Raw genomic sequence first — 20,033 nt, forward strand, 5'->3', positions numbered from 1 at the left:
CGATCGAAAAAACGTAATTATTTTATTGCTAACATGGACGCGATTCAAAATATTATACAGCTTTTGTGGGATGCGTTCACCCAGCCGATCCGGATCGGCGAAATGTCCATTTCCGTGCAACTGATTGTCACGCTCTTTTTCGCCTTTATCGCGTTCGTTTTCATTTCCAATTTTTTGAGCAATTTGCTCCGGGATAAAATTTTGGTCAAGTTGAAATTTGACGAGGGGTCCCGGGAGGCGATCGCGACCATTTTCCGCTATTTTACCATCACCGTCGGCTGTCTGCTCATCCCCCAGGCGGTGGGACTCGATATGAGGTCTTTCAGCTTCCTCGCCGGCGGTTTGGGCATCGGGTTGGGGTTCGGATTTCAAGGGCTCGCCCAAAACTTTGTCAGCGGCCTAATTTTACTCCTCGAACGCCCCGTCAAAGTCGGAGATTATATCGAACTGGACAACTTGGAAGGAACCATCCGCAAAATTTCCATTCGTTCCACAATTATCGTCACCAATGATGGTATCTCAATTATTGTCCCCAATCAAATTTTGGTCAACAATAAAATTATCAACTGGAGTCACGGAAATATCGTCAGCCGTATCCACATCCCCGTCCGCGTCGCCTACGGCAGCGACCCCGTTTTGGTGACGGAAGTTTTGCTGTCTGCCGCCCGCCAAGAGTCGCGGGTTCTCTCTCATCCCAAACCCCAAGTTTGGCTGACAGATTTCGGCGAAAACTCCGTCAATTTCGACCTGTTGGTTTGGATCGATTTGCCCAAAGCCAGACTGCCGATTCAGAGTTCATTAAATTATATCGTCCAAAATAAATTATATCAGAATAACATCAACATTCCCGTCGCCCAGCGGGATTTGTGGATCAGAAATATCGACCAACTCAGACAGACCTTTTATCCCCATTCATCTCCCCAGCCGCCCCCAATTGAATCGGGCGAAATTGACAATCAAAATCTGACCTTGCAATCCCTATTGCGAAAAGTCCTATATTTTCAAGGATTCACCGATTTGGAATTGTTGGGATTGATCGAGATGGGATACCGGGAAGCCGTCCCCCCCCATCAATTTATTTTCCACGAGGGCGATCGCGGAGATGCCTTTCATATTATCTTATCAGGTACGGTGGAAATTTTGGCGGAGACGGCGAACAAACACATCCGCGACCTGACGGCGGGCGATTTTTTCGGGGAGTTGGCATTAATCATGGGAATCCCCCGGACGGCGGCAGTCCGAACCAAAGAAACCACCATTTTATTTGTGGTGAGTCGCGATGTCTTCCAGCGGTTTTTGAGTAGTTATCCGTCGCTGTCGGATCAAATTGCCGAGAAGTTGGCGGAACGGAAAGAGGAGTTGGTGCAGCGGCAGAAAATGTTGAGAGAAATGGGTATTTTGGGAGATGAAGATTTGGAACAAAATCCTTTGATTTGGATCAAAAAGCGGATGAAAGCCTTGTTTGGTATTTGACGGGGTAAGATCCCCCATTATCCCCCTTAAAAAGGGGGACTTTGAATGGCAATGGCTCCCCCTTATCTCCCCCCTTACAAAGGGGGGTAGGGGGGGATGGGGGCGGGGGGGGATCTCCACTTGGATTGAGGATCGAAAAATGCCATCTGATTATTTGAGGGCGAATTCGTCGAATTTTATGACTTGACTTTTGGGTTTGCGCGTGTCAAAATAGTAGCTGCTGACGGTTCCATTTTCGGTATCTAAAATACTGAAAACGGTGATATCGTTGCTGGCGATATAGGGCTGGGGTTTCCCATCTTCTCCGAGGAACGGATACAGGGTTGGCGTGACGGGTTCGAGTCCGTTTGGATCGCCCGATGCGGTGTAGGTTTCGGTGAAGGCGGGGGGGACAAAACGGCGTTTTTCGCCCAGAAATGCACCGTAACTATTTCCCACATTGGAAGATTCTAAAAAATTGATGCCGTTGCCGCCGACGAAGCGATTCCAGAGGTGGGAATGTCCGTAATAAACCAGTTGGACGCCCGCATTTTCTAAAAGAGGAATGATATCCCGGATCAGATAATCTTGGTTTTTGGGATATTCGTAGCGAATCATGGTGAGATTGCCGGAATTATCGCTTTCTTTGATTTGTACCGGATTGGTGTAGGCGGGAACGATATTATCCCCGAGGCTGTGAGGGGGATGGTGGAACATCACCACTTTATATTTTGCTTGTTGAAATTCCGGGCTTTGCAATTCTTGTTGCAGCCAGCGATACTGTTCGCTTCCCTCCGAAATCGGTTCAAAAATATGCTGTCCGTAACCCCAATTTTCCGGGCGGTTAAAATCGGCTTCCCGTTCCCGATACCGTCCCCTCGCGTCTGCATCCAAGCGGGGAACCCGCCAAATGTTCGTGGCATATAAAACGACTAAGCGAACATCCCCGAATGTGACGGCATAGTAATTTTTATCGCGGTTGGGGAGGCTGAATATTTCGTCGTAAGTGTCGGAGTTGAAGGAGTTATTTTTTATCCATTCGGCTTTGATTTTCGGGTTGTTTTGAGGGTTGATGGTTTCCGCATTTTGTTGATAAAGCTGTTCGGCTGCGAAGCGGGGATAGGCATCGTTGAACTGGGCGTTCAAATCTTTTTCGGTCGAAAATCTTCCCATAATTTCGTGATTTCCGATCGCGGGAAATAACGGCGCATTTTGAATCAACTGCCCGCCCCGATAGGTCGTCTTCGTGCCATTTTTTTTCAATACATAACTCGCCTTCCCTTGCAAGCCGGGAAAGAACGCGCCGCCCCGGTTATCGTCGAACCACTCCGAGGCGCGATCGGGAAAATCGACCAAATCTCCGGCGATAAAAACCGCGTCGATATCCGCAGTTTCCGCCACCTTTTGCAGGTTTGCGGCGGTCATCGGTTTGAGTTGGTGGTCGGAGGTGAGGAGTATTTTTAAGGGCGTTGTCGGCGGCGGTGTCGGCGCCAGGGTAAAGACTTCGCTGCCAACAGTGATATCATTATTTTTGATACTATTCACCCGGTAAGGAACGCGCACCCCCGGAGTCAGTCCGGTAATTTCCGCCTCGTGGCGCCAGACCGATCGCGGCGTGGGTTTGCTGTAAACTGAATTGCCATCGGTTTGATTTCCCACCCGAGATTTTTGGTCTTCCCGAGTCCGACTCAACTGGGTGGTAGAAGCGATCGCCACCCGTTCCAAATCCGATCCATAATGAACCGTATGTCTGACACCCGGAAACTCGGTAAACCAAACCACCCGCACCGAATTTTCGGTGGGAAACTGCAAAAACGGGTCGCTGAGAAGTCGGGGTCGATACACCTGAGAAATCATAATCAAAATCGCGATAACAACAAACAGCAACACCCCAAAAATCCACAGGTTGCGGGGGGAACCGGGAGAGGTGCGATCGCCAGTCGGAACCAACATCGGTGTCACAGGATAAGGGAGTAGGGAATAGGGAATAGGGAGTAGGGGGAGTGGATGATCGATCTCCTCCATTATTCTAAATCCGCGGCGGAACGAAAAGATAATTTTCCCGTCAGGAGGGGAGAGGGCGAATGCCATTCGCCCCTACAATCCCCAAATCCAATTAAATTTTAAAATTCTCATAATCTGTGAAATCTGTGAAATCTGCGGATCATTCCCCACTCCATCCGATAAAATACGGGGGATGTCGCCCCGCCGGTTCCCCGATATGGGGCAGGGCTTCCGGTTTGTTGTCCATTCTCCCCAGTTTCAAATTGCTATGCTGATTGTCCAAAAATACGGTGGTACATCTGTCGGGTCCGTCGATCGCATTCAGACGGTGGCCCGCCGCGTCGCCAAAACAGCCCGAGATCATTCCGTGGTGGTCGTCGTCTCGGCGATGGGAAAAACGACGGACGGGTTGGTGAAAATGGCCGAGGAAATTTCCGGCAACCCCTCCCGCCGCGAAATGGATATGCTACTCTCGACCGGGGAACAGGTGACGATCGCCCTGATGAGTATGGCCCTGCAGGAATTGGGACAGCCGGCCCTTTCCATGACCGGCGCCCAGGTGGGCATCGTCACCGAAGCCGAACACACCCGGGCCCGCATTTTGCACATCCAAACCGAACGGATGGAACGCCACCTGAACGAGGGCAAAGTCATTGTGGTGGCGGGGTTCCAGGGGATCAGCGATCGCGAACAGTTAGAAATCACCACCCTGGGACGCGGGGGCTCCGACACCTCGGCGGTGGCCCTGGCGGCGGCCCTGGGGGCTGACCAGTGCGAAATTTACACCGACGTCCCCGGCATTTTGACCACGGACCCCCGCATCGTCCCCAAAGCCAAATTGATGGATGAGATCACCTGCGACGAAATGCTGGAGTTGGCGAGTTTGGGGGCGAAAGTCCTGCACCCCCGGGCGGTGGAAATTGCCCGCAACTACGGCATTCCCCTGGTGGTGCGATCGAGTTGGACCGACGACCCGGGCACCCGCGTCACCTCCCCCAAACCGGAACCGCGACCCCTGGAGGGGTTGGAATTGGTGCGTCCGGTGGACGGGGTGGAATTCGACGCGGACCAGGCGGCGGTGTCCATGCTGCGAATTCCCGATCGCCCCGGCATCGCGGCCCGGTTGTTCGGCGGCATCGCCCTCCAGAAATTGAATGTGGATTTAATTATCCAGTCCATCCACGAAGCCAATATTAACGACATCACGTTTACCGTGACGCAAAATTGCTACAACCGGGCGATCGCCGTCGCCGACGCGATTTTGCCCACCCTCGGCCGCAACGACGACCCCGAGTTGGGAGAACCGGAAGTCCGCGGCTACGAGGCCCCCATCGCCAAAGTCAGTATCGTGGGGGCGGGGATGATCGGGCGTCCGAAGGTGGCGTCGCAGATGTTCCGCACCCTGGCGGAGGCGGGGATCAACATCCAAATGATTTCGACATCTGAAGTCAAAGTCAGTTGTGTTATCGACGCGGCGGATTGCGATCGCGCTGTGGAGGCCCTGTGTGGGGCGTTCGATGTCAGACAGCGATCGCCCGAAACCGCCGAAGCCGCGGACCGGTCGGACTCTCCCCCCGTCCGCGGCGTCGCCCTCGACCGCAACCAGGCCCGCTTGGCCATCCGCTACGTCCCCGATCGCCCGGGGATGGCGGCCACGCTGTTCGCCCTTCTGGCCGACAGCAATATCAGCGTTGACATGATCATCCAGTCCCAGCGATGCCAGCAAATCGACGGCATCCTCACCCGCGACATCGCCTTCACCGTCTCCCAGGCGGACGCGGCGGAGGCCCAAAAGGTGCTCGAAGCTGCGATCGCCACTTGGGAATGTGGGGAATTGTTCGTCAATCCGGCGATCGCCAAAGTCAGTGCTGTCGGCGCCGGGATGGTGGACAGTCCGGGCGTCGCGGCGCGGATGTTCGAGGCTTTGGCGGCGGAAAATATCAACATCTCCATGATCGCCACTTCGGAAATTAAAATCAGTTGTGTGGTCGATGAAAAAGATGCCGTGAAAGCCCTCCAGGTGGTCCACGAAGCCTTCGGTTTGTCGGGCGATGAGGCCGTGATTATCCCCTCTCCGGCGACCGTTTCTTAGGCTTTTTGCCCTCACCCCCGACCCCTCTCCCAAAACTGGGAGATTGGCCCTCACCCCCGACCCCTCTCCCAATTCTGGGAGAGGGGAGAAATTTGGTTTTAACAAGGGGATGGAACCCCTATTCCCTATTCCCTATTCCCTATTCCCTATTCCCTATTCCCTATTCCCTATTCCCTATTACCTGCGCGAAGCGCTCAATTTCCGCAGGCGATCGCGATCAATTCTTCGGCCCCCGTCACCGGGATTATTTTGGTTTGCAATATCTCCGCCACCTCCGCCACGGTGCGATCGTCCAAAAAGCGGGTATCCCCGGCTTTCAACATCAGGGAGGGCAACAACACTCCGTCCCCCAAATCTCGCCCTTTCAATCCCGCGATCAAATCCTCTCCCGTCAGCAGTCCCGTCACCGTGATTTCCTGCCCCCAATAATCGCTCGCCAACGCCACCATTTCCACCGTCAACCCTTCCACTTCATTCAATTTGTCGATAATCGGTTGGAACGCCACTTCCACCGCATTTCCGACAATCCAAGTCCAACGGCGGGGAGTCGATAACCGTTCAATTTTCATCGCCTCGAAAGTCGTTTCAAACTCCCGCAAAAACTTGCGAATCGAGCCCACGCCGTTGCCAATTTGGGGATAATCTTCGTAGTGGGATTCCGGTGGCAATTCCCGGCGGGCGATCAAAAACCACTCGTCCGCCAGCCAGACGCAGGTTGAACCCAACTGGTGCAGAAATTTATCTTGTAAATCCTGGACTTGACGGATAACTTCTCGGGCTTTTTCCGGCGTCACCGGCACCAACTCGTCATCCGGGGGACGGAACCGCGTTAACCCCACCGGAACCACCGCCACCGACGCGACGGCGGGGATTTCTCCCTTGTGAAATTCCGCCAAATCCAGTATCGTCCGTTCCAGGTGGGCGCCATCATTAATTCCCGGACAAACCACAACCTGGGCGTGAATTTGCAGGCGGTTTTCCCGGAACCATTTCAACTGGTCTAAAATCTGTCCGGCGCGATTATTTTTGAGTAAATGATTTCTGACTTCCGGTTCCGTCGCGTGTACGGAGACATACAGGGGAGACAGCCGCATCTGGGCGATGCGATCCCACTCTTTTTGAGATAAATTGGTTAAGGTTAAATAAGAACCGTATAAAAAGCTGAGGCGGTAGTCGTCATCTTTTAAGTAGAGTGTCTCCCGTTTTCCCGGCGGTTGCTGATCGATGAAGCAAAACGGACAGCGGTTGTTGCACTGTATCAACCCGTCAAAGAGTGCCGTTTCAAACTCCAAACCCAAGTCGTCGTCGTAGTCTTTTTCCAGTTCGACGTGGTGGGTTTTTCCCTTGCCATCGATCACTTCCAGTTCCAGGATTTCATCGGCACAGAGAAATTGGTAGTCGATCAGATCCCGGGGGCGGGTTCCGTTGATCGACACGATCGCATCCCCCGGTTCAAACCCCACCTCGGCGGCGATGGAGTCCGGGAGGACGTTGGTGATTCGGGCGGGACGGATGGAAGAAACGCTCATAGAAGATAGTTTAATTGAATCCCTTCAAAAAGTCAAGGTTTTTGGGAATCATCGAGGGTTGAATTTTATTCGTTGACTCCGACTTGAAAGATTTTTTCGGCTGTCAAAGCGGACGGTTGATTGAATTGCGATAGGAGGGGAGATGCGATCGCGCTATCTCCTTTAAAAATTGCCTCTTCGTAGAGTCCGGTTGAGAGGGTAAAGACGGTAACTTGTTGTTGCATCGGATCGATAATCCAATATTCATCGATGCCTCGGGCTTGGTATTGCGATCGCTTGTAACGGTAATCGCGATCCTCATTTTCCCGCCCCGGACTCACCACTTCTACAACGAACTGCGGCGGCGGCATTTCGAGGGTTACGAGAGAACGGCTGGCGCCCTGCATCGCCTGGGCGAGTTCTTCCGATAAGACGGTTAAATCGGGAAGGCGCACCGTTGCCCGACTTCCCATCATGGCGATTTCTATCCCGATTCTCAACCGATAAAATGGGATTCCAAGTTGGATAAAATAGGCAAACAGAAAAGAAGCAATGCGTTGGTTGAGATCGCTTTCACTCGGCATAAACAGAAGTCTCCCATCTTCTAATTCATAACGGGCATCGGTTCCATCATCAAAATTGAGAAACTCCTCCAAGGACATGATGTCCGAGGGGGTTTCAGTGGGGGCACTGAGTACAGTTGTCATGGCTGTCGGTTCTCCGATTCGTCCTCAGATTGTCGGACTCGGAAACGGGGGGCGATCGCCCGCCTTCGGTTCTAGTCCGATCGATGGATATATTATAGACGATAAAAAATCAATTGTCGCAGATTTTGTATTGTATAAAGTGAGAGTCGGGTTTTTGTTGGGGCGCGATCGCATCCCGCCCTCGTCGAAGGATTTTCGGCTCCGATCCTATGATCCGATCGCGCGATGAACTATACTGTTATTTCACTGTGAGTTATCCCAGCAGATCAAATGCCCAAAATTCTCGCGATCGCCAATGGAAAGGGTGGAGTCGGCAAAACGACAACCGCCGTCAATCTGGCTGCCATTCTTTCCACTCATTTCTCAACCCTGTTGGTGGATACCGATCCCCAAGGTTCTGCCAGTTGGTGGGTTGAGCGGGGAGAGATGCCCTTCGATCTGTCTTCGGAAACCGATCCGGCGGTTTTGAAACAGTTGAAAAAGGTTCGAGAGGTGGAATTAATTGTGGTGGACACGCCCCCCGCTTTGCAATCGAGTGCTCTCGAAGCGGTGGTGCAGGTTGCCGATTATTTGATCGTCCCGAGTCAACCCGCCCCGATGGATTTGGTGGCGTTGATGGCGACGGTGAGGGAGGCGATCGCACCGTTAAATATCGAGTATCAAGTGTTGCTCACCAAAGTCGATCCCCGCAGCGTGGGGGACGCTTACGAAGCCCAGCGATCGCTCCGGGAGGCGGGAATTCCGGTTTTTGAAAACTTCATTCGCGGCTACAAAGCCCACGAACGCTGTCCCTTGGAAGGGGTTCCAATTGTCAACGCCAGAAGCAAAAATGCCCGGGAAGCCGCTTCGGATTATCGGCGGGTTGTGGGGGAATTATTGAGGTATTTGCGTTGATTTTTTTTAAATTAGAATAGTTGCAGGGCGAATGCCGGGGCAGGGCGAATGCCATTCGCCCCTACAAGTCACCTGTATTATTCTTGCCGACGGTTGCGATCGCCACCCCGACGATCATAACAATCGCACCCAATAAAACGGGAATCGCCGGGATTTCTCCGAATAGAAAATAGGCGAAAATACTCGCGCCGACGGGTTCGAGTAAAATGGCGAGTGTCACCAATGTCGGTGAGGTGCGGTTGACAGCCCAGTTGAAGCTGGTATGTCCGATCAGTTGGGGCAGAATTGCCATCAAGATCAAGTAAACATAAACAATATTTGGATAACCCGTATAACCCACCCCAAATAGAAACGGAAGGGGTAGTAAAACGAGTGCCGCCACGGTATAGGCGATCGCCGCATAGCCGCCAATTTTTAAGCCCCGCTGCTGGGCTTCCCGTCCCAACATCAGATAAAATGCGACCGCCCAGGCGCCGATCAACGCCAAACTATTTCCCAAAATCGGATGGCTGGAAATATCCGCCGACGCGCCCTCCCCCAAGCCGATGATGAGGCCCCCGGAAAGGGCGATCGCGATGCCGAAAAGCGTCAATTTTGAGGGTTTTTCCCGCAGCCAAAACCACGCCAAAATCGCCACCCAAATGGGGCTGGTGGTGACGATGGTTGTCGAGGCGGCGATGGAGGTGTAAGATAGGGAAGTGATCCAGGTGGCGAAGTGAAAAGCCAGACAGATTCCCGCCCCCACCCCATGGAGAACCGCGCCCGGTTGGAGCGATCGCCAAGCAATATTCCGCCAGGTAGATGCCAACAATAGGGCGGCGATAGATAATCGAGAAGCGGAGATCACCAAACTGAATCCCACCCCCCGCATACCCGCCGCGTCGATCGCCAAGCGGACAAAAATCGAACCCGTCGAGATGGCGAAAACTCCGACACAAACCACAATTGCCACCGCCCAAGGGGGAGATTGAGTTGAAATTTTCATGGGGATTCTTTATACTGTAAGTTGATGATTATTGACTTCAGTTTCGCAATTTTTAACGTTGTGGTTTAAATCAAACTTATTATGACGAAAACCGTTTTAATTACCGGCGCATCCCAAGGAACCGGTCGGGCGACGGCGCTGTTATTTGCCCGCAAAGGCTATGATATCGTACTGACGGCGCGAAATGTCGATCGCTTGGCAAAAGTGGCGAATGAAGTGCGATCGCTCGGCGTTTCCGCCCTGGCAATGGGGACGGACGTGGGCAATCCCAGCCGGGTGGAATATCTGGTGCAAAAAGCCCTGGAATTTTACGGCAATATTGACGTTTTGGTGAACAACGCCGGCATCTGTCTGAGGTAGTTGTCGGGCCGACGAGTTTGGCGACGGAAGCCTATCGTTTATTTCCCCAGTTGGTCGAATTTGCGATGATCAATTTTCAAGGTTCTCGATAAGAATTAACCACAGAGACACGGAGGACACAGAGAGGGTTTGATTAGGTCTCGGATTTGTGAGTCCAGACTTTCTTTTTGGCGAGGATTAATAGCCACGCCGCCAAGACACAGCCGATGATATAATAGACAAAATCCCACCAGGAGAATGTGGTGCCCAGCAGCAATCTGCCGACGATGTGCGATCGCATCATTGCCAAAATGGGGGGATTCCACAGTTGCAGGATTTCTAAAATAGAGGTGATGATAAACACCCAAACTGCCGTCCAGATGGGGGATAGGTGGGGCCAGATTAATACTGCCAGCCACACCCAAAACATTTCGTAAAGTACCCCGCCGAGGGAGTTGTTGAACCAGTCATCCAGGGGCCCGCGATAAAATTTACTCGCGAATCCGAGGGGGACGATAATGATGATGGCGATAAAAATTACCAGTTGATAGCGTTTCATTGTCGCGTAAAATAAGCTTCTAGCTGGTTACAGGCAGGATGCCTGTGCTACCGATTATAAGGATAGCCGATTTAATGCTTGTAAATCTTGGCGGGCTCGGAAGATGCGACCTCGGAGGAGGTTGGCGGTGCCCCGCAATACCAAAAATTCCGGTTGATTCGGACTCAATTCTAAGGCGGGTTTGAGGGCGGTTTCCGCTGCCTCGGGATCGAAATTATACAGGTGGACGAAGGCGAGATAGGCGTGGGCGAAGGGATTCTCGGGATCGAGAGTTTTCACCCGTTCCAAAGCCGCGATCGCACTTTCTACATCCTGCCGCAAAACGGCGGACAATGCCAACCCGTAAGCCCAGTTTAAATTGTCCGGTTCTCGGGTCAAACGATATTCTAAGGTTTTTTGGGCTTGAATTGTATAATCTTGGATGGGGTCGTATTGGTTGATACGGCCGATTTCATCGAAGATTAATTCCAACCCTTCGATGCCTTCGGGAAGGTAGAGGGCGAGTTGCCGCAGTTGGGTGACTAAATCCAGTTCCGGGGCGGGCGAGGGAGCCGCGGCGGGGTCGATTTCCAGCGTCACGGGGGGGGAGGCGATCGCGTAATTTTCCCCCGTTTCCTGGTTCAAATAGGTGGCTTCCAGGCGATAAATTCCGGGAGCCGCATCGGGCGGGGGAAGCATCGCCATCCGTTCGACAACTTGAAATCCCCCTTCTGTCTCGCCAAAATGCAGGCGTCCGGAGGCGATCGCGCGATCGTGTATCCATCGCGAACCCTGGCCGTCCGTCCACGTCAACACGACCAAACCGGACTCCAATTCCTCTTTTGAACCCGACCAATAATAGCTGACGGGAACGGGAACCCCCGGGGGCGTTTTTTCGGGAAGGATAACTGCATCTAATTTGACTTTCGGCGATATTTCCGATGCGGGAAGGGGGGAAACTTCCACCGGGGCGGGGGTGCAGCGATACAGGTCGAACCTGCTGCCGTCGGGCAACGGCCAGGATTTTTGCAGTTGAAAAGGGGGGCCGTTGACGATCGCGCTCACCATCATGGCTTGGGCTTCGCCGATGCGATCGACCGAACCCTGAGCGCCCGTTTTTGTAATAAACCAACACAGCGATCGCGCGTCCTGGGGAACCCGTTCGACCGCCGTCCCCACCTGCCGCCCGTAGATTTGAAAATCTTGCAGTGCGCCGTAATAATTGATATTATGTTGGTTGAGATTCGGAGTGGAAGGAAGCACGCCGATATTGTTTTCTAAATGGGGTTCGGCCGCCAAAACTTCCGCGATCGCTTCTTGGTGGGGCCAGTGGATGTTAATTTGGGCGTGGCGGGTATTTCCCGGACTCAGCCAACTTCGCAACGTCTGCCCCGGAACGCCCCCGAACGGCCACAGCGTCAGCAGCATCAACCCCACCGCCACGGCGACGGTCCCCCAGCGAACCGTCGCCCCCCACCGTCTCGGCCACAACGTCAGTCCCCAAGCTAAAAATATCGACAAGATCGGCAGCAGGGGGAAGCCGTAGCGGAAGTCTTTATTGGGGTTGAGGGAACAGATAAAATAGCCGCCAATTAAATAGACAAATAACCAGGTGAGGGCGGATTTTTTCGGGTGGAGGGGAAGGGATTGTTTCCGAATGAAATAGAGTGAAAATCCGACGATGGGAACCAATAATAGCGGCCAGGAAACGTGCAGGGGCAGGAGTTTGAAATAATAGGTCCAGGCGTCGGGGCTGGTGAGGGACGGGTCGCCCTCCGCGATCGCGGAATCTACCGTCGCCCGCTTTCCGGAGGTCAGCATTAACAGCCAGTTGGCTTTCGCCCAGGGGCCGAAAATTAAGACGGATACAAATAGGCCAATCGCCAGTTGAAATAGCCGCCGCCAATCCCGCCGTTTGAGAAGGCCAATTGTCAGCCACAGGAGGGGGACGAACAGGAAAAATAGGGCCGTCTGTTTGACCAATATTGCCAGTCCGAAAAACAGCCCGAACGCGATCGCCCAAAGCCATTGCGATCGCGGTTTTTCCGCCTCCTTCCACATCGTCAAACCGCCAAAACTGAGGGCGACCATTGCCGTGAGGGGATAGTCGAGGAGATACCCGAGGCGATATTGGTACAGGGCCGGCATCAACAGGCACAGTCCCGCTGCCCACAACCCGACCCGGCGATCGAACAATCGGGCCGCGATCGCGTAGACTGACCCCAGCAGTATCGCACTGAACAGTAAATGTACCAAATTGGCACTCTCGGGGCCGGTTCCGAACAGGTTTTGAAACGGGACGCTGAGGAGGTAAGTCAGGGGGGGGACTTTGGGGGAAAGGGTCCAGAGATGGGTCCACCAGTCCCCGGACAGCCATCGGGGGTCCTGCAGGGCTCGCCAATAGGTGAGGCTTCCGGTGAGGTAGTCGGCGGGGTCCCAGGCGGGGACGGAGCGATCGCGGGCGAACCAAATGCGATCGCCGATCGCCCCCAGCAGCCAAATGATGCCGAGGGCGATCGTCGGGTTCCATCTGTTCTCGGGTCGGGCGATGGGACTGGCCTCCTGATGCGATCGGACTTCTCAAATGCTACGATAGTCGGGGTTTGAGCGTCCAGCAAAAAATATTTTTCTGGGGGGTTGACAAATCGAAGCTTCGTTGATACGATAGATAATCGTGGAAATAAGCCGGGATAGCTCAGTCGGTAGAGCAGAGGACTGAAAATCCTCGTGTCGGCGGTTCAAGTCCGCCTCCTGGCATCTTTTTTAATTCCTTATCCTGGAATGATTACAGCGCTTGACTCAAAGCTCTATAGCCACTTACGAAATACGGGTAACGGGTACAGGGTGATACACTTTTGCCCCTACCCCGGGCTTGAGCTCATATTTCTTTTCTCGATGCATGGAAAAACCATGCATGGTGGTTCAGAATACGCGATCGCCTTGTCTCCTATCCCAGGTCAGATCAGGTGATTCGATCGAACAGTAGGGAAGGGCGGCGATCGCCCCTTATTTTTTGGCTACATCCCCCCTCCACCGGGACAAAAGACTTCGGTTGTACGCTGAAAGTCTTGTAGAACAAGGGTTTAATGTTAAATGGCTCTGGCGGGATTTGAACCTGCGACCTTGGGCTTATGAGTCCCCTGCTCTAACCACTGAGCTACAGAGCCACGTTTGTCAACAGTTTTTAAATATAGCACGATCGCAAAAAATCATGCAAGCGATCGCGGCAAAAAAATTTCGGGAGGGGAACGGAAGCGGGAGAAAGTCCCCCGTCCGTCCCCGACAAGCCCTGCGGGCTTATTCTCGGGGCAAGAGCGCCATCGGGTTGACGGCCCCTTGTCCGGAGGGGTGAATCTCGAAGTGCAGGTGGGGTCCGGTGCTGCGCCCGGTGCTCCCCATCTCCGCAATTTGCTGTCCCTGGGTCACTTTTTGACCTTTGTTGACCAGAATGCGGTGGTTGTGGGCGTAGAGGGTCAGGCTGCCGTCGGGGTGCTCCAACTCCACCAGGTTCCCGTAACCGCCGCTGTTCCAACCGGCGTAGGTGACGACTCCGGGGGCTGCCGCCACGATGGGAGTCCCGATGGGACCGGCGATGTCAATTCCCCGGTGCATCCGCCCCCAGCGCCAGCCGTAGCCCGAGGTCAAAATGCCTTCGGACGGCCAGATGTAGCCGTTGAAGCGCATCGATCCCCCCGGCAGGTAAGTATCCGGACCGGGAAGGGGGGGCAAATGGGGGGAGACGATACGACCGAGGGCCGGATTTTGCAGGGGGTCGTAGGCATCGGCGCCGAGGGGAGCCGTGGCGAGCACCGCATCCCGATCCTCATCGCCCTCCGGGCGGCGGGCGACTTCCCGGGGTTCCGGCGCACTCGCCTGCCCGTTCTCCGCGTCTTTTCGGGGGTCGTAGGCGTTCGGGTTGAATTCGGGATTGATGCGGTGGGGAGGGAGTTCGGGGGATGGGGCGGCGACGATTTGAGCGGGTTCTTCGATCGCGCCTTCCGGGTCTTGAGAGAGACTGACGGCCTGGTACGAATAGGTGCGATCAAATTGTTCGGCGCGGTACTCCGCCCGCAGTCGCTCGATTTCGGATCTCAGGCGATCGGTGTAGAGCTTCGTGGTGGGTCGATTGTCAAGAGATGCCAACTTGCGGGGGGCCGCATCGGACTCGCGGGAGGATAAATCTTTGGACTCGCCCGCCTGCGGATCTTTGGCAGAGTCGGGAGAGATGGGGGTGAAGTCTTTTCCGAGTTGGGCCAGGCGATCGCTGCCGGTGTCGAAGGAACCGCCGGCTAAATTCAATTTGAGTCCGACGGGCTTGTTCAAATTCCCCTGAATTTCGGACGGAATCACGGAGGGGATCACGGTCTGACTCAACCGAGACCGCACGGAGAACCCGCCCAAATCGCTCTCGGAGTCGCCCGAGGAGGGGAGGCGGGACACCGTTTTTTCCCCGTCGAGTTGGAGGCCCTCCCACTTCTGAGTATCGGCCCGAGCGCCCTCTTTTTGGCGGTCTAAATAATTGCTCAGGCGTTTGGGAATCTTGAGTTCTTGGTTGACCTTGATGAAGTTCGGGTCGGTCAGATTGTTAGCCTTGAGAATTTCGGTCACTGCCACCCCGTGGGTGCGGGCGATGCGATCGAGGGTGTCCCCCGAACCCACCTGATAGACCACGGAAACGGACGGGTTGAGATCGGAGTCGATCACCAACGGCCCCGGCACTCTCGGCTCCGAATCCGGTACCGTTTGAACGGGGCTCGCGCCGACTTCTGCTTCTTCGGTGCGATCACTCGCCGCCGAATGGGAATCGAAGGAGAAAGATTTGTCTTCAGATTTTGACACAGACGGCTCCGGGACAATAACAGTCCCCGGGTTCGCCGGCTCGTCAACCTCGATCTCGGTTTCCCCGCCCTCCGTGGCCACGGAGGGTGGCGTTTCGTCCGCCCGGGACATCGGCCCGGCGTTGGATTCCGTCAGGTTTCTCAAAATTGACGGTTGCCAATCCGAACTCTCCGACAGCGAGTTTTCCGTTTCGCTGCCGGCGACGTCGCCGGAAATGGGCGGCGTCGCTCGGGTCGGATCGAGGGTTGTCGGTTCAGTGGCCGCACTACCCCCTTCGGGAAACAGAAGACCTGATGCAATCGCCAAACCCAAGAAGGCGGCAGAGGTTTTCACCTTGCTTGTGCCCGGGACTGTGACCTGTTGTGAAGTTTCCACATTCATATGAGTATTGACGGGACCCGTGACAACAGGTTGATCGTTGTGTGGAACTGTTCCTTTCAAAGAACGACCTCCTATGGAGAAGCGCTTAAGACTGTCCTTGAACCACTCAAGGAACTTGAATCAGTGAGATAAATCACGCTGATGTGCGATCTAAATCACTGACAGCAATGTTGCTTACGTCAGATTACCTTGGTTTTCTCTTTTCGACAAGCTATCCGAACAGATTGCCGACAAAGGGCTTCAGATCGACTTTTGAGAATTGTCGGATTTCTCCCCCGCGATCGCTTTGAGATCGCCTCTGGAAAAGGCAGATGGCAACCGTTCGATCCCGATGAGACTCTACACCAAATCCCTCAAAAAACACAACTCGCCCGCAACCGGACGGCGCCGAGAGTCGCGGGTTCCTTCGGGGACTCGAACCGGTGGTTCCGAGGGGCGATCGCCCGACCGGTCAACCGTTCACCCCACTCAAACGCCGCGAAAAATCACCCCTTGTCAGATGACTAAAATCTATCACTGTCCGATGGCCCGCCCATCCGGGTATTTATAAAAAAAAGTTATAGCGCCAGCTCGTGGGGGTGGGGAGTCGGGGAATGCTAATTCATTGTCAATGGTCAATGGTCAATGGTCAATTCTTGTCACCTCCTAATTTTCATCAAGATACCCGAGCTGTCTGCGGGCCTCGAACAGGCCCACTGCCGCGCTGACCGAGAGGTTGAGGCTGCGGACTTTCCCCGCGACCATCGGGATGTAGAGCGTCGCATCGCAAATGTCGAGAACCTCCGGGGGGAGTCCGGCGGTTTCGCTGCCGAACAGCAGCCAGTCGTCGTCCCGAAACTGGAAGCGGGCGTAGTTGTGTTTTCCCCGGGTGCTGAATCCGAGCCACCGCCCCCCCCGTTGCCGGTGGGCGGTTTGAAACTCTCGCAGTTGGGGATGGTACTTGAGGGGGACGTTGGGCCAGTAGTCGAGCCCGGCCCGTTTCAGGTAGCGATCGCTGATTTCAAACCCCAACGGACCGACTAGGTGCAGTTCCGTCTGGGTCGCGGCGCAGGTGCGGGCGATGTTGCCGGTATTTTGGGGGATTTGGGGGTGGATGAGGACGAGTTGGGGCATGGTCGATCGCGATCGCGGGCTGGTTCGGAACCCGGGAGACATCAATCCGGGCACATCGGTTCCATTGTTTCCGGAATTTCCCCGGCCGGCCTGTAGATTTATAGTTTTTCTTTATCTTTTGAACGGAAAACCAAGCATAAGATATATTGATAGGTTCTTTGCACCGACCCGTCAGCCCGCCAGGAGCTGGCAAATCTTATCTTCGAGATCCCGTTCTTGGCGGTTCGTCTGTGCGATCGCCTCCCGGAGAATTTGTCGGACATCCGCCCCCGCCTCCCGCTGCCGCAACCACTGTTGCGCCGTGTTCCCCTCCCGCAGAATCTTTTTCAGGGGGGACAGGAAACAGCTAAACCCGAGCCGTTTCGCCACGGGCCAGACCTCTTCGTACAGCTCCTCGACCCAGTCCCGGGCGACGATGCTGCTGCCATCTTTCCAGTGTTTGAGTTCGGCGTCGAGGCTCCGGGCTGCAACCGCTTCCTCGTTGGCGTCCGTCAGGGCCACCAGGTCTTCCGGGGCGGCGCTCAGGAGAAGGGGATCTAAACCGGGCGTTTCCATCATCTGCCACAGCCGCGCTTCCAGCAGAGCGGTGACCCCCAGCAGGGCGATCGGATTCACGATTAGGTCACAAATTCTCAACTCCAAACGGTTGAGGCTGTAGGGACGGCGATCGCCGTTGGGCCGCACCGAACACCACAGGTGGCGGACATTTTTCATCGTCCCCGCCTCCAACTGTTCCTCGGTCCAGCGGATGTAGTGGGCGTGGCTCTCGAACAGGGGGACGTGGGGGGGAGTCTTGGGGAACAGGTGCCAGCGGGTGGAGTGGTAGCCCGTCGCCTCCCCGTCCAAAAAGGGCGAAGACGCGCTCAGGGCCAAGTACAGCGGCGCCTCCACCCGCACCAGCCGCACGGCCCGCATCAGTTCTTCGGGGTCTTCGATGCCGATATTGATGTGGATGCTGGCCGTCACCACGGTCGTACCGTAGGTTTCCTCAATGTAGGCGTGGTAGGGGTTGTTCGGGTCAGACCGGTAGAAGCGCTGGCTGTCCCCCAGGGATAACGTGCTCCCCGGTACGATCGTGTAGTCTCCGAGTTGTTTTAAATATTTTCGCAAATTTTGGCGGGGCCGCAGCAGGGCGCACAGGGAGCGATCGTAGCTGCAAATCGGCGCCGTGATATATTCCACGTTGCGACTGTCCGGCTCTCGGACGAAGCCATCGAGATGTTTGACGATCCGATCCGAGAAGCCGACAATCTCACCTGCCGGTGTGCCGGTATACATTTCAACTTCAAAGCCTTTTGGCAGTAGCACGTCGGCCCCTCACGCTCAGGTTTCATTAGACTGGACATCGAAGATCTCGGCGCCGTCGGGGATTTTGATTCGACCCCGCCGCGATCGCCCGTCGGCCCGCCGCTTTTCCGGGGTTCCCCGGCTCGACTTCATCGCCGGTCAACAGCCGAGACTTCAGCCAGATCCTAGCACAGATCCGGATTCCCACGGAAAAATACTCTCGGGTTCGGAGGCATTAAAGATATAGTCATAATCGAATTCGAGGGCGTGGATGTGGCGGGTGACGGAAAAGCCGCAGTGGACGATGCGATCGCTGGTAAACGTCGCCATAATTAAAGCCAAAAGTTTTTGGGGGCCGATGTCCGGCTGTTGGACGTAGTAATCCCGTTTGGCGAAGAACACTTTTTCATCTTTGGGGACGATCAGTCCGTTGATGCGGTGGGCGTGTTGGATCGGTTTGATATATTTTTTGATGAATTCATCCTGACTTTTTTGCAGGCGGGACAGGCGCTCGTGTTGCAGCCAACTCATCTTAAAGATCAGTTTGATGAGTTCAAATCCGACGATGTAATTGAACACCCGATCTTTCTCGTCGGGACTCAAAACCAACTTCAGAGCCGACTCCAAATAGATGTCGGGCTGGCAGCGGGCATCTTGGGCGGAGTGGATGTAGAATTGCCGGATATATTTTCTCAGCACCGCTTCGGTGAGGGGGGTCGATATTTTGAACCATTTGAAATAGCGCCGAATTCGATTGATAGAATCGATATCTTCGAGCAATTTGGAAACGAGACCGTCGGCGGTGTAATCATCTAAAAATTCAGCCTGTTTTTCCGGCGGTGAGGCGCAAATAATGTAGCAGAGAGACAGGACGTAGCGCCGCTGATTCCAAGGCAAGCTTTCCGCCCAATGTTGCACTTCCGGGGGAAGCTGTTCAAACAAAACATTATTTTTGAGGGGAGTTAAAAGATCGGCACTCGGCTCGGGTTGCATGGCAAGTTTCTGGAACTGAAGTCCTACGGTTTATTTTAGCTTACCGGCATTATAGTGGGTCGCCCCGACCCGTCAAATGTCGCGGGATTGACAGTTTGATGGCCGGGGCGCGATCGCCGTCCGGAATTCCGTCAAATTCCGATCCATTTCACGAATCCTTCCAGCGACGGCGGACAATTTTCCGAAGGGCCAAAATTAGCACGATCGCAGCGACAATTCCCCCCAGAATCGGCAGGGAAATCGCCAAAACCGATAAAATCACCGCGGCCAACAACTCCATCGTGGACAGCAGGGGATTGGCCAGACCCCCCGTCGCCATCGTCGAGGCGACCCGGGTGATGCCGGTCAAAATCTCGATGATGCCGGCCGTGACGCCGCCCAAAATAATCGATATCGCCCACATCCACTGGGGGTCCATCGGGGGCAGAAATGCGGCGACCATCAGGCTGGCGATCGCGATCGCTGCCGGGGTTTCCAGGACGTCGAGGGTGTTGTCGAGGCCGGGGATGAAGTACACGAAGGCTTCGACCGCCAGGGCCGCCCCCGTCGCTATCAACCCCATTTCGGTTCCCAAAATTGCCAGGTTCGGGGGCAGTTCAAATGAGCCGTAGATGGCCGCCGTACTCAAAATCAGGGGCGGGACGAAAACCCGAAACCCGCAGGCCGCACTCAGGCCGATCGCACAAAGAATTCCTAACCAATGGCTCATAACAAATTACGCGCAGCAGAAGGGCGACAAATCGGGAACGAAAACAATACAGAAGGCTGGGAAGACCAAATGTCTCGTGCCGATTTCCCGGGGGATGATCCCATTCAACCACCGGGGTTCGCACCGCGCCTCCGACTCTCGGTTGAAAAAAAACTCCTCACACCACCCTTGTTTGCATACACCATCGGTTGA

The 20,033-nt window shown here is 54.7% G+C and carries 15 protein-coding genes and 2 tRNA genes; 5 read left to right on the forward strand and 12 right to left on the reverse strand.

The window, feature by feature from the left end:
* Positions 1-33 precede the first annotated feature (33 nt).
* On the forward strand, positions 34-1,473 hold the full coding sequence (locus tag AC0QHF_RS17860; protein WP_324705589.1) for a mechanosensitive ion channel domain-containing protein: 1,440 nt from the start codon (positions 34-36) through the stop codon (positions 1,471-1,473).
* Between the two features lie 150 nt (positions 1,474-1,623).
* Here the strand turns inward: AC0QHF_RS17860 and AC0QHF_RS17865 are convergent, their stop codons facing one another.
* Complete coding sequence (locus AC0QHF_RS17865; protein WP_324705590.1) at positions 1,624-3,405, reverse strand: purple acid phosphatase family protein; 1,782 nt, start codon at positions 3,403-3,405, stop codon at positions 1,624-1,626.
* A 319-nt stretch (positions 3,406-3,724) separates the two neighbouring features.
* Here AC0QHF_RS17865 and AC0QHF_RS17870 point away from each other — a divergent pair, with 319 nt between their 5' ends.
* Entirely contained in the window at positions 3,725-5,548 is a 1,824-nt protein-coding gene (locus AC0QHF_RS17870; RefSeq protein ID WP_324705591.1) for an aspartate kinase, read from the forward strand.
* Positions 5,549-5,742: 194 nt separating this feature from the next.
* Here AC0QHF_RS17870 and AC0QHF_RS17875 read toward each other — a convergent pair whose 3' ends face one another.
* Complete coding sequence (locus AC0QHF_RS17875; protein WP_324705592.1) at positions 5,743-7,077, reverse strand: TIGR03279 family radical SAM protein; 1,335 nt, start codon at positions 7,075-7,077, stop codon at positions 5,743-5,745.
* Between the two features lie 65 nt (positions 7,078-7,142).
* A complete protein-coding gene (locus AC0QHF_RS17880) occupies positions 7,143-7,763 on the reverse strand; it encodes a Uma2 family endonuclease (protein WP_324705593.1) in 621 nt (206 codons plus the stop codon).
* 270 nt (positions 7,764-8,033) lie between these two features.
* Between AC0QHF_RS17880 and AC0QHF_RS17885 the strand changes: the two genes are divergently transcribed.
* Positions 8,034-8,657 (forward strand): ParA family protein, encoded by a 624-nt coding sequence (locus tag AC0QHF_RS17885; RefSeq protein WP_324705594.1) that lies wholly within the window; start codon positions 8,034-8,036, stop codon positions 8,655-8,657.
* Positions 8,658-8,718: 61 nt separating this feature from the next.
* Here the strand turns inward: AC0QHF_RS17885 and AC0QHF_RS17890 are convergent, their stop codons facing one another.
* On the reverse strand, positions 8,719-9,642 hold the full coding sequence (locus AC0QHF_RS17890) for a DMT family transporter (protein WP_324705595.1): 924 nt from the start codon (positions 9,640-9,642) through the stop codon (positions 8,719-8,721).
* A gap of 81 nt (positions 9,643-9,723) precedes the next feature.
* Here AC0QHF_RS17890 and AC0QHF_RS17895 point away from each other — a divergent pair, with 81 nt between their 5' ends.
* Positions 9,724-10,002 (forward strand): SDR family NAD(P)-dependent oxidoreductase, encoded by a 279-nt coding sequence (locus AC0QHF_RS17895; protein WP_324705596.1) that lies wholly within the window; start codon positions 9,724-9,726, stop codon positions 10,000-10,002.
* Between the two features lie 133 nt (positions 10,003-10,135).
* On the opposite strand, the gene AC0QHF_RS17900 is transcribed toward AC0QHF_RS17895, so the two are convergent.
* Both AC0QHF_RS17900 and AC0QHF_RS17905 read right to left on the reverse strand, forming a co-directional pair.
* Positions 10,136-10,540 carry a ribosomal maturation YjgA family protein gene (locus AC0QHF_RS17900; protein ID WP_324705597.1) on the reverse strand — a complete coding sequence of 135 codons (405 nt, stop codon included), beginning with the start codon at positions 10,538-10,540 and terminating at the stop codon, positions 10,136-10,138.
* A gap of 54 nt (positions 10,541-10,594) precedes the next feature.
* The gene (locus AC0QHF_RS17905; protein ID WP_324705633.1) at positions 10,595-13,024 is read right to left on the reverse strand and encodes a glycosyltransferase family 39 protein; all 2,430 of its coding nucleotides are present in this window, start codon (positions 13,022-13,024) and stop codon (positions 10,595-10,597) included.
* A gap of 179 nt (positions 13,025-13,203) precedes the next feature.
* Between AC0QHF_RS17905 and AC0QHF_RS17910 the strand changes: the two genes are divergently transcribed.
* A tRNA-Phe gene (locus AC0QHF_RS17910) sits at positions 13,204-13,276 on the forward strand.
* 337 nt (positions 13,277-13,613) lie between these two features.
* On the opposite strand, the gene AC0QHF_RS17915 is transcribed toward AC0QHF_RS17910, so the two are convergent.
* From AC0QHF_RS17915 to AC0QHF_RS17940, 6 genes are all read right to left on the reverse strand, one after another.
* Positions 13,614-13,686: transfer RNA gene (locus AC0QHF_RS17915), tRNA-Met, on the reverse strand.
* Between the two features lie 130 nt (positions 13,687-13,816).
* On the reverse strand, positions 13,817-15,739 hold the full coding sequence (locus AC0QHF_RS17920; RefSeq protein WP_375341440.1) for a peptidoglycan DD-metalloendopeptidase family protein: 1,923 nt from the start codon (positions 15,737-15,739) through the stop codon (positions 13,817-13,819).
* 645 nt (positions 15,740-16,384) lie between these two features.
* Positions 16,385-16,852 carry a tRNA (cytidine(34)-2'-O)-methyltransferase gene (locus AC0QHF_RS17925; protein WP_324705634.1) on the reverse strand — a complete coding sequence of 156 codons (468 nt, stop codon included), beginning with the start codon at positions 16,850-16,852 and terminating at the stop codon, positions 16,385-16,387.
* A gap of 171 nt (positions 16,853-17,023) precedes the next feature.
* Entirely contained in the window at positions 17,024-18,160 is a 1,137-nt protein-coding gene (gene gshA, locus AC0QHF_RS17930; RefSeq protein ID WP_324705599.1) for a glutamate--cysteine ligase, read from the reverse strand.
* Between the two features lie 153 nt (positions 18,161-18,313).
* A complete protein-coding gene (locus AC0QHF_RS17935) occupies positions 18,314-19,132 on the reverse strand; it encodes a cobyrinic acid a,c-diamide synthase (protein ID WP_324705600.1) in 819 nt (272 codons plus the stop codon).
* Between the two features lie 148 nt (positions 19,133-19,280).
* Positions 19,281-19,841: a DUF4126 domain-containing protein gene (locus AC0QHF_RS17940; RefSeq protein WP_324705601.1), complete on the reverse strand. Its 561-nt coding sequence runs from the start codon at positions 19,839-19,841 to the stop codon at positions 19,281-19,283.
* Between the last annotated feature and the right edge of the window lie 192 nt (positions 19,842-20,033).

The sequence above is a fragment of the Lyngbya sp. CCY1209 genome (assembly GCF_055795065.1).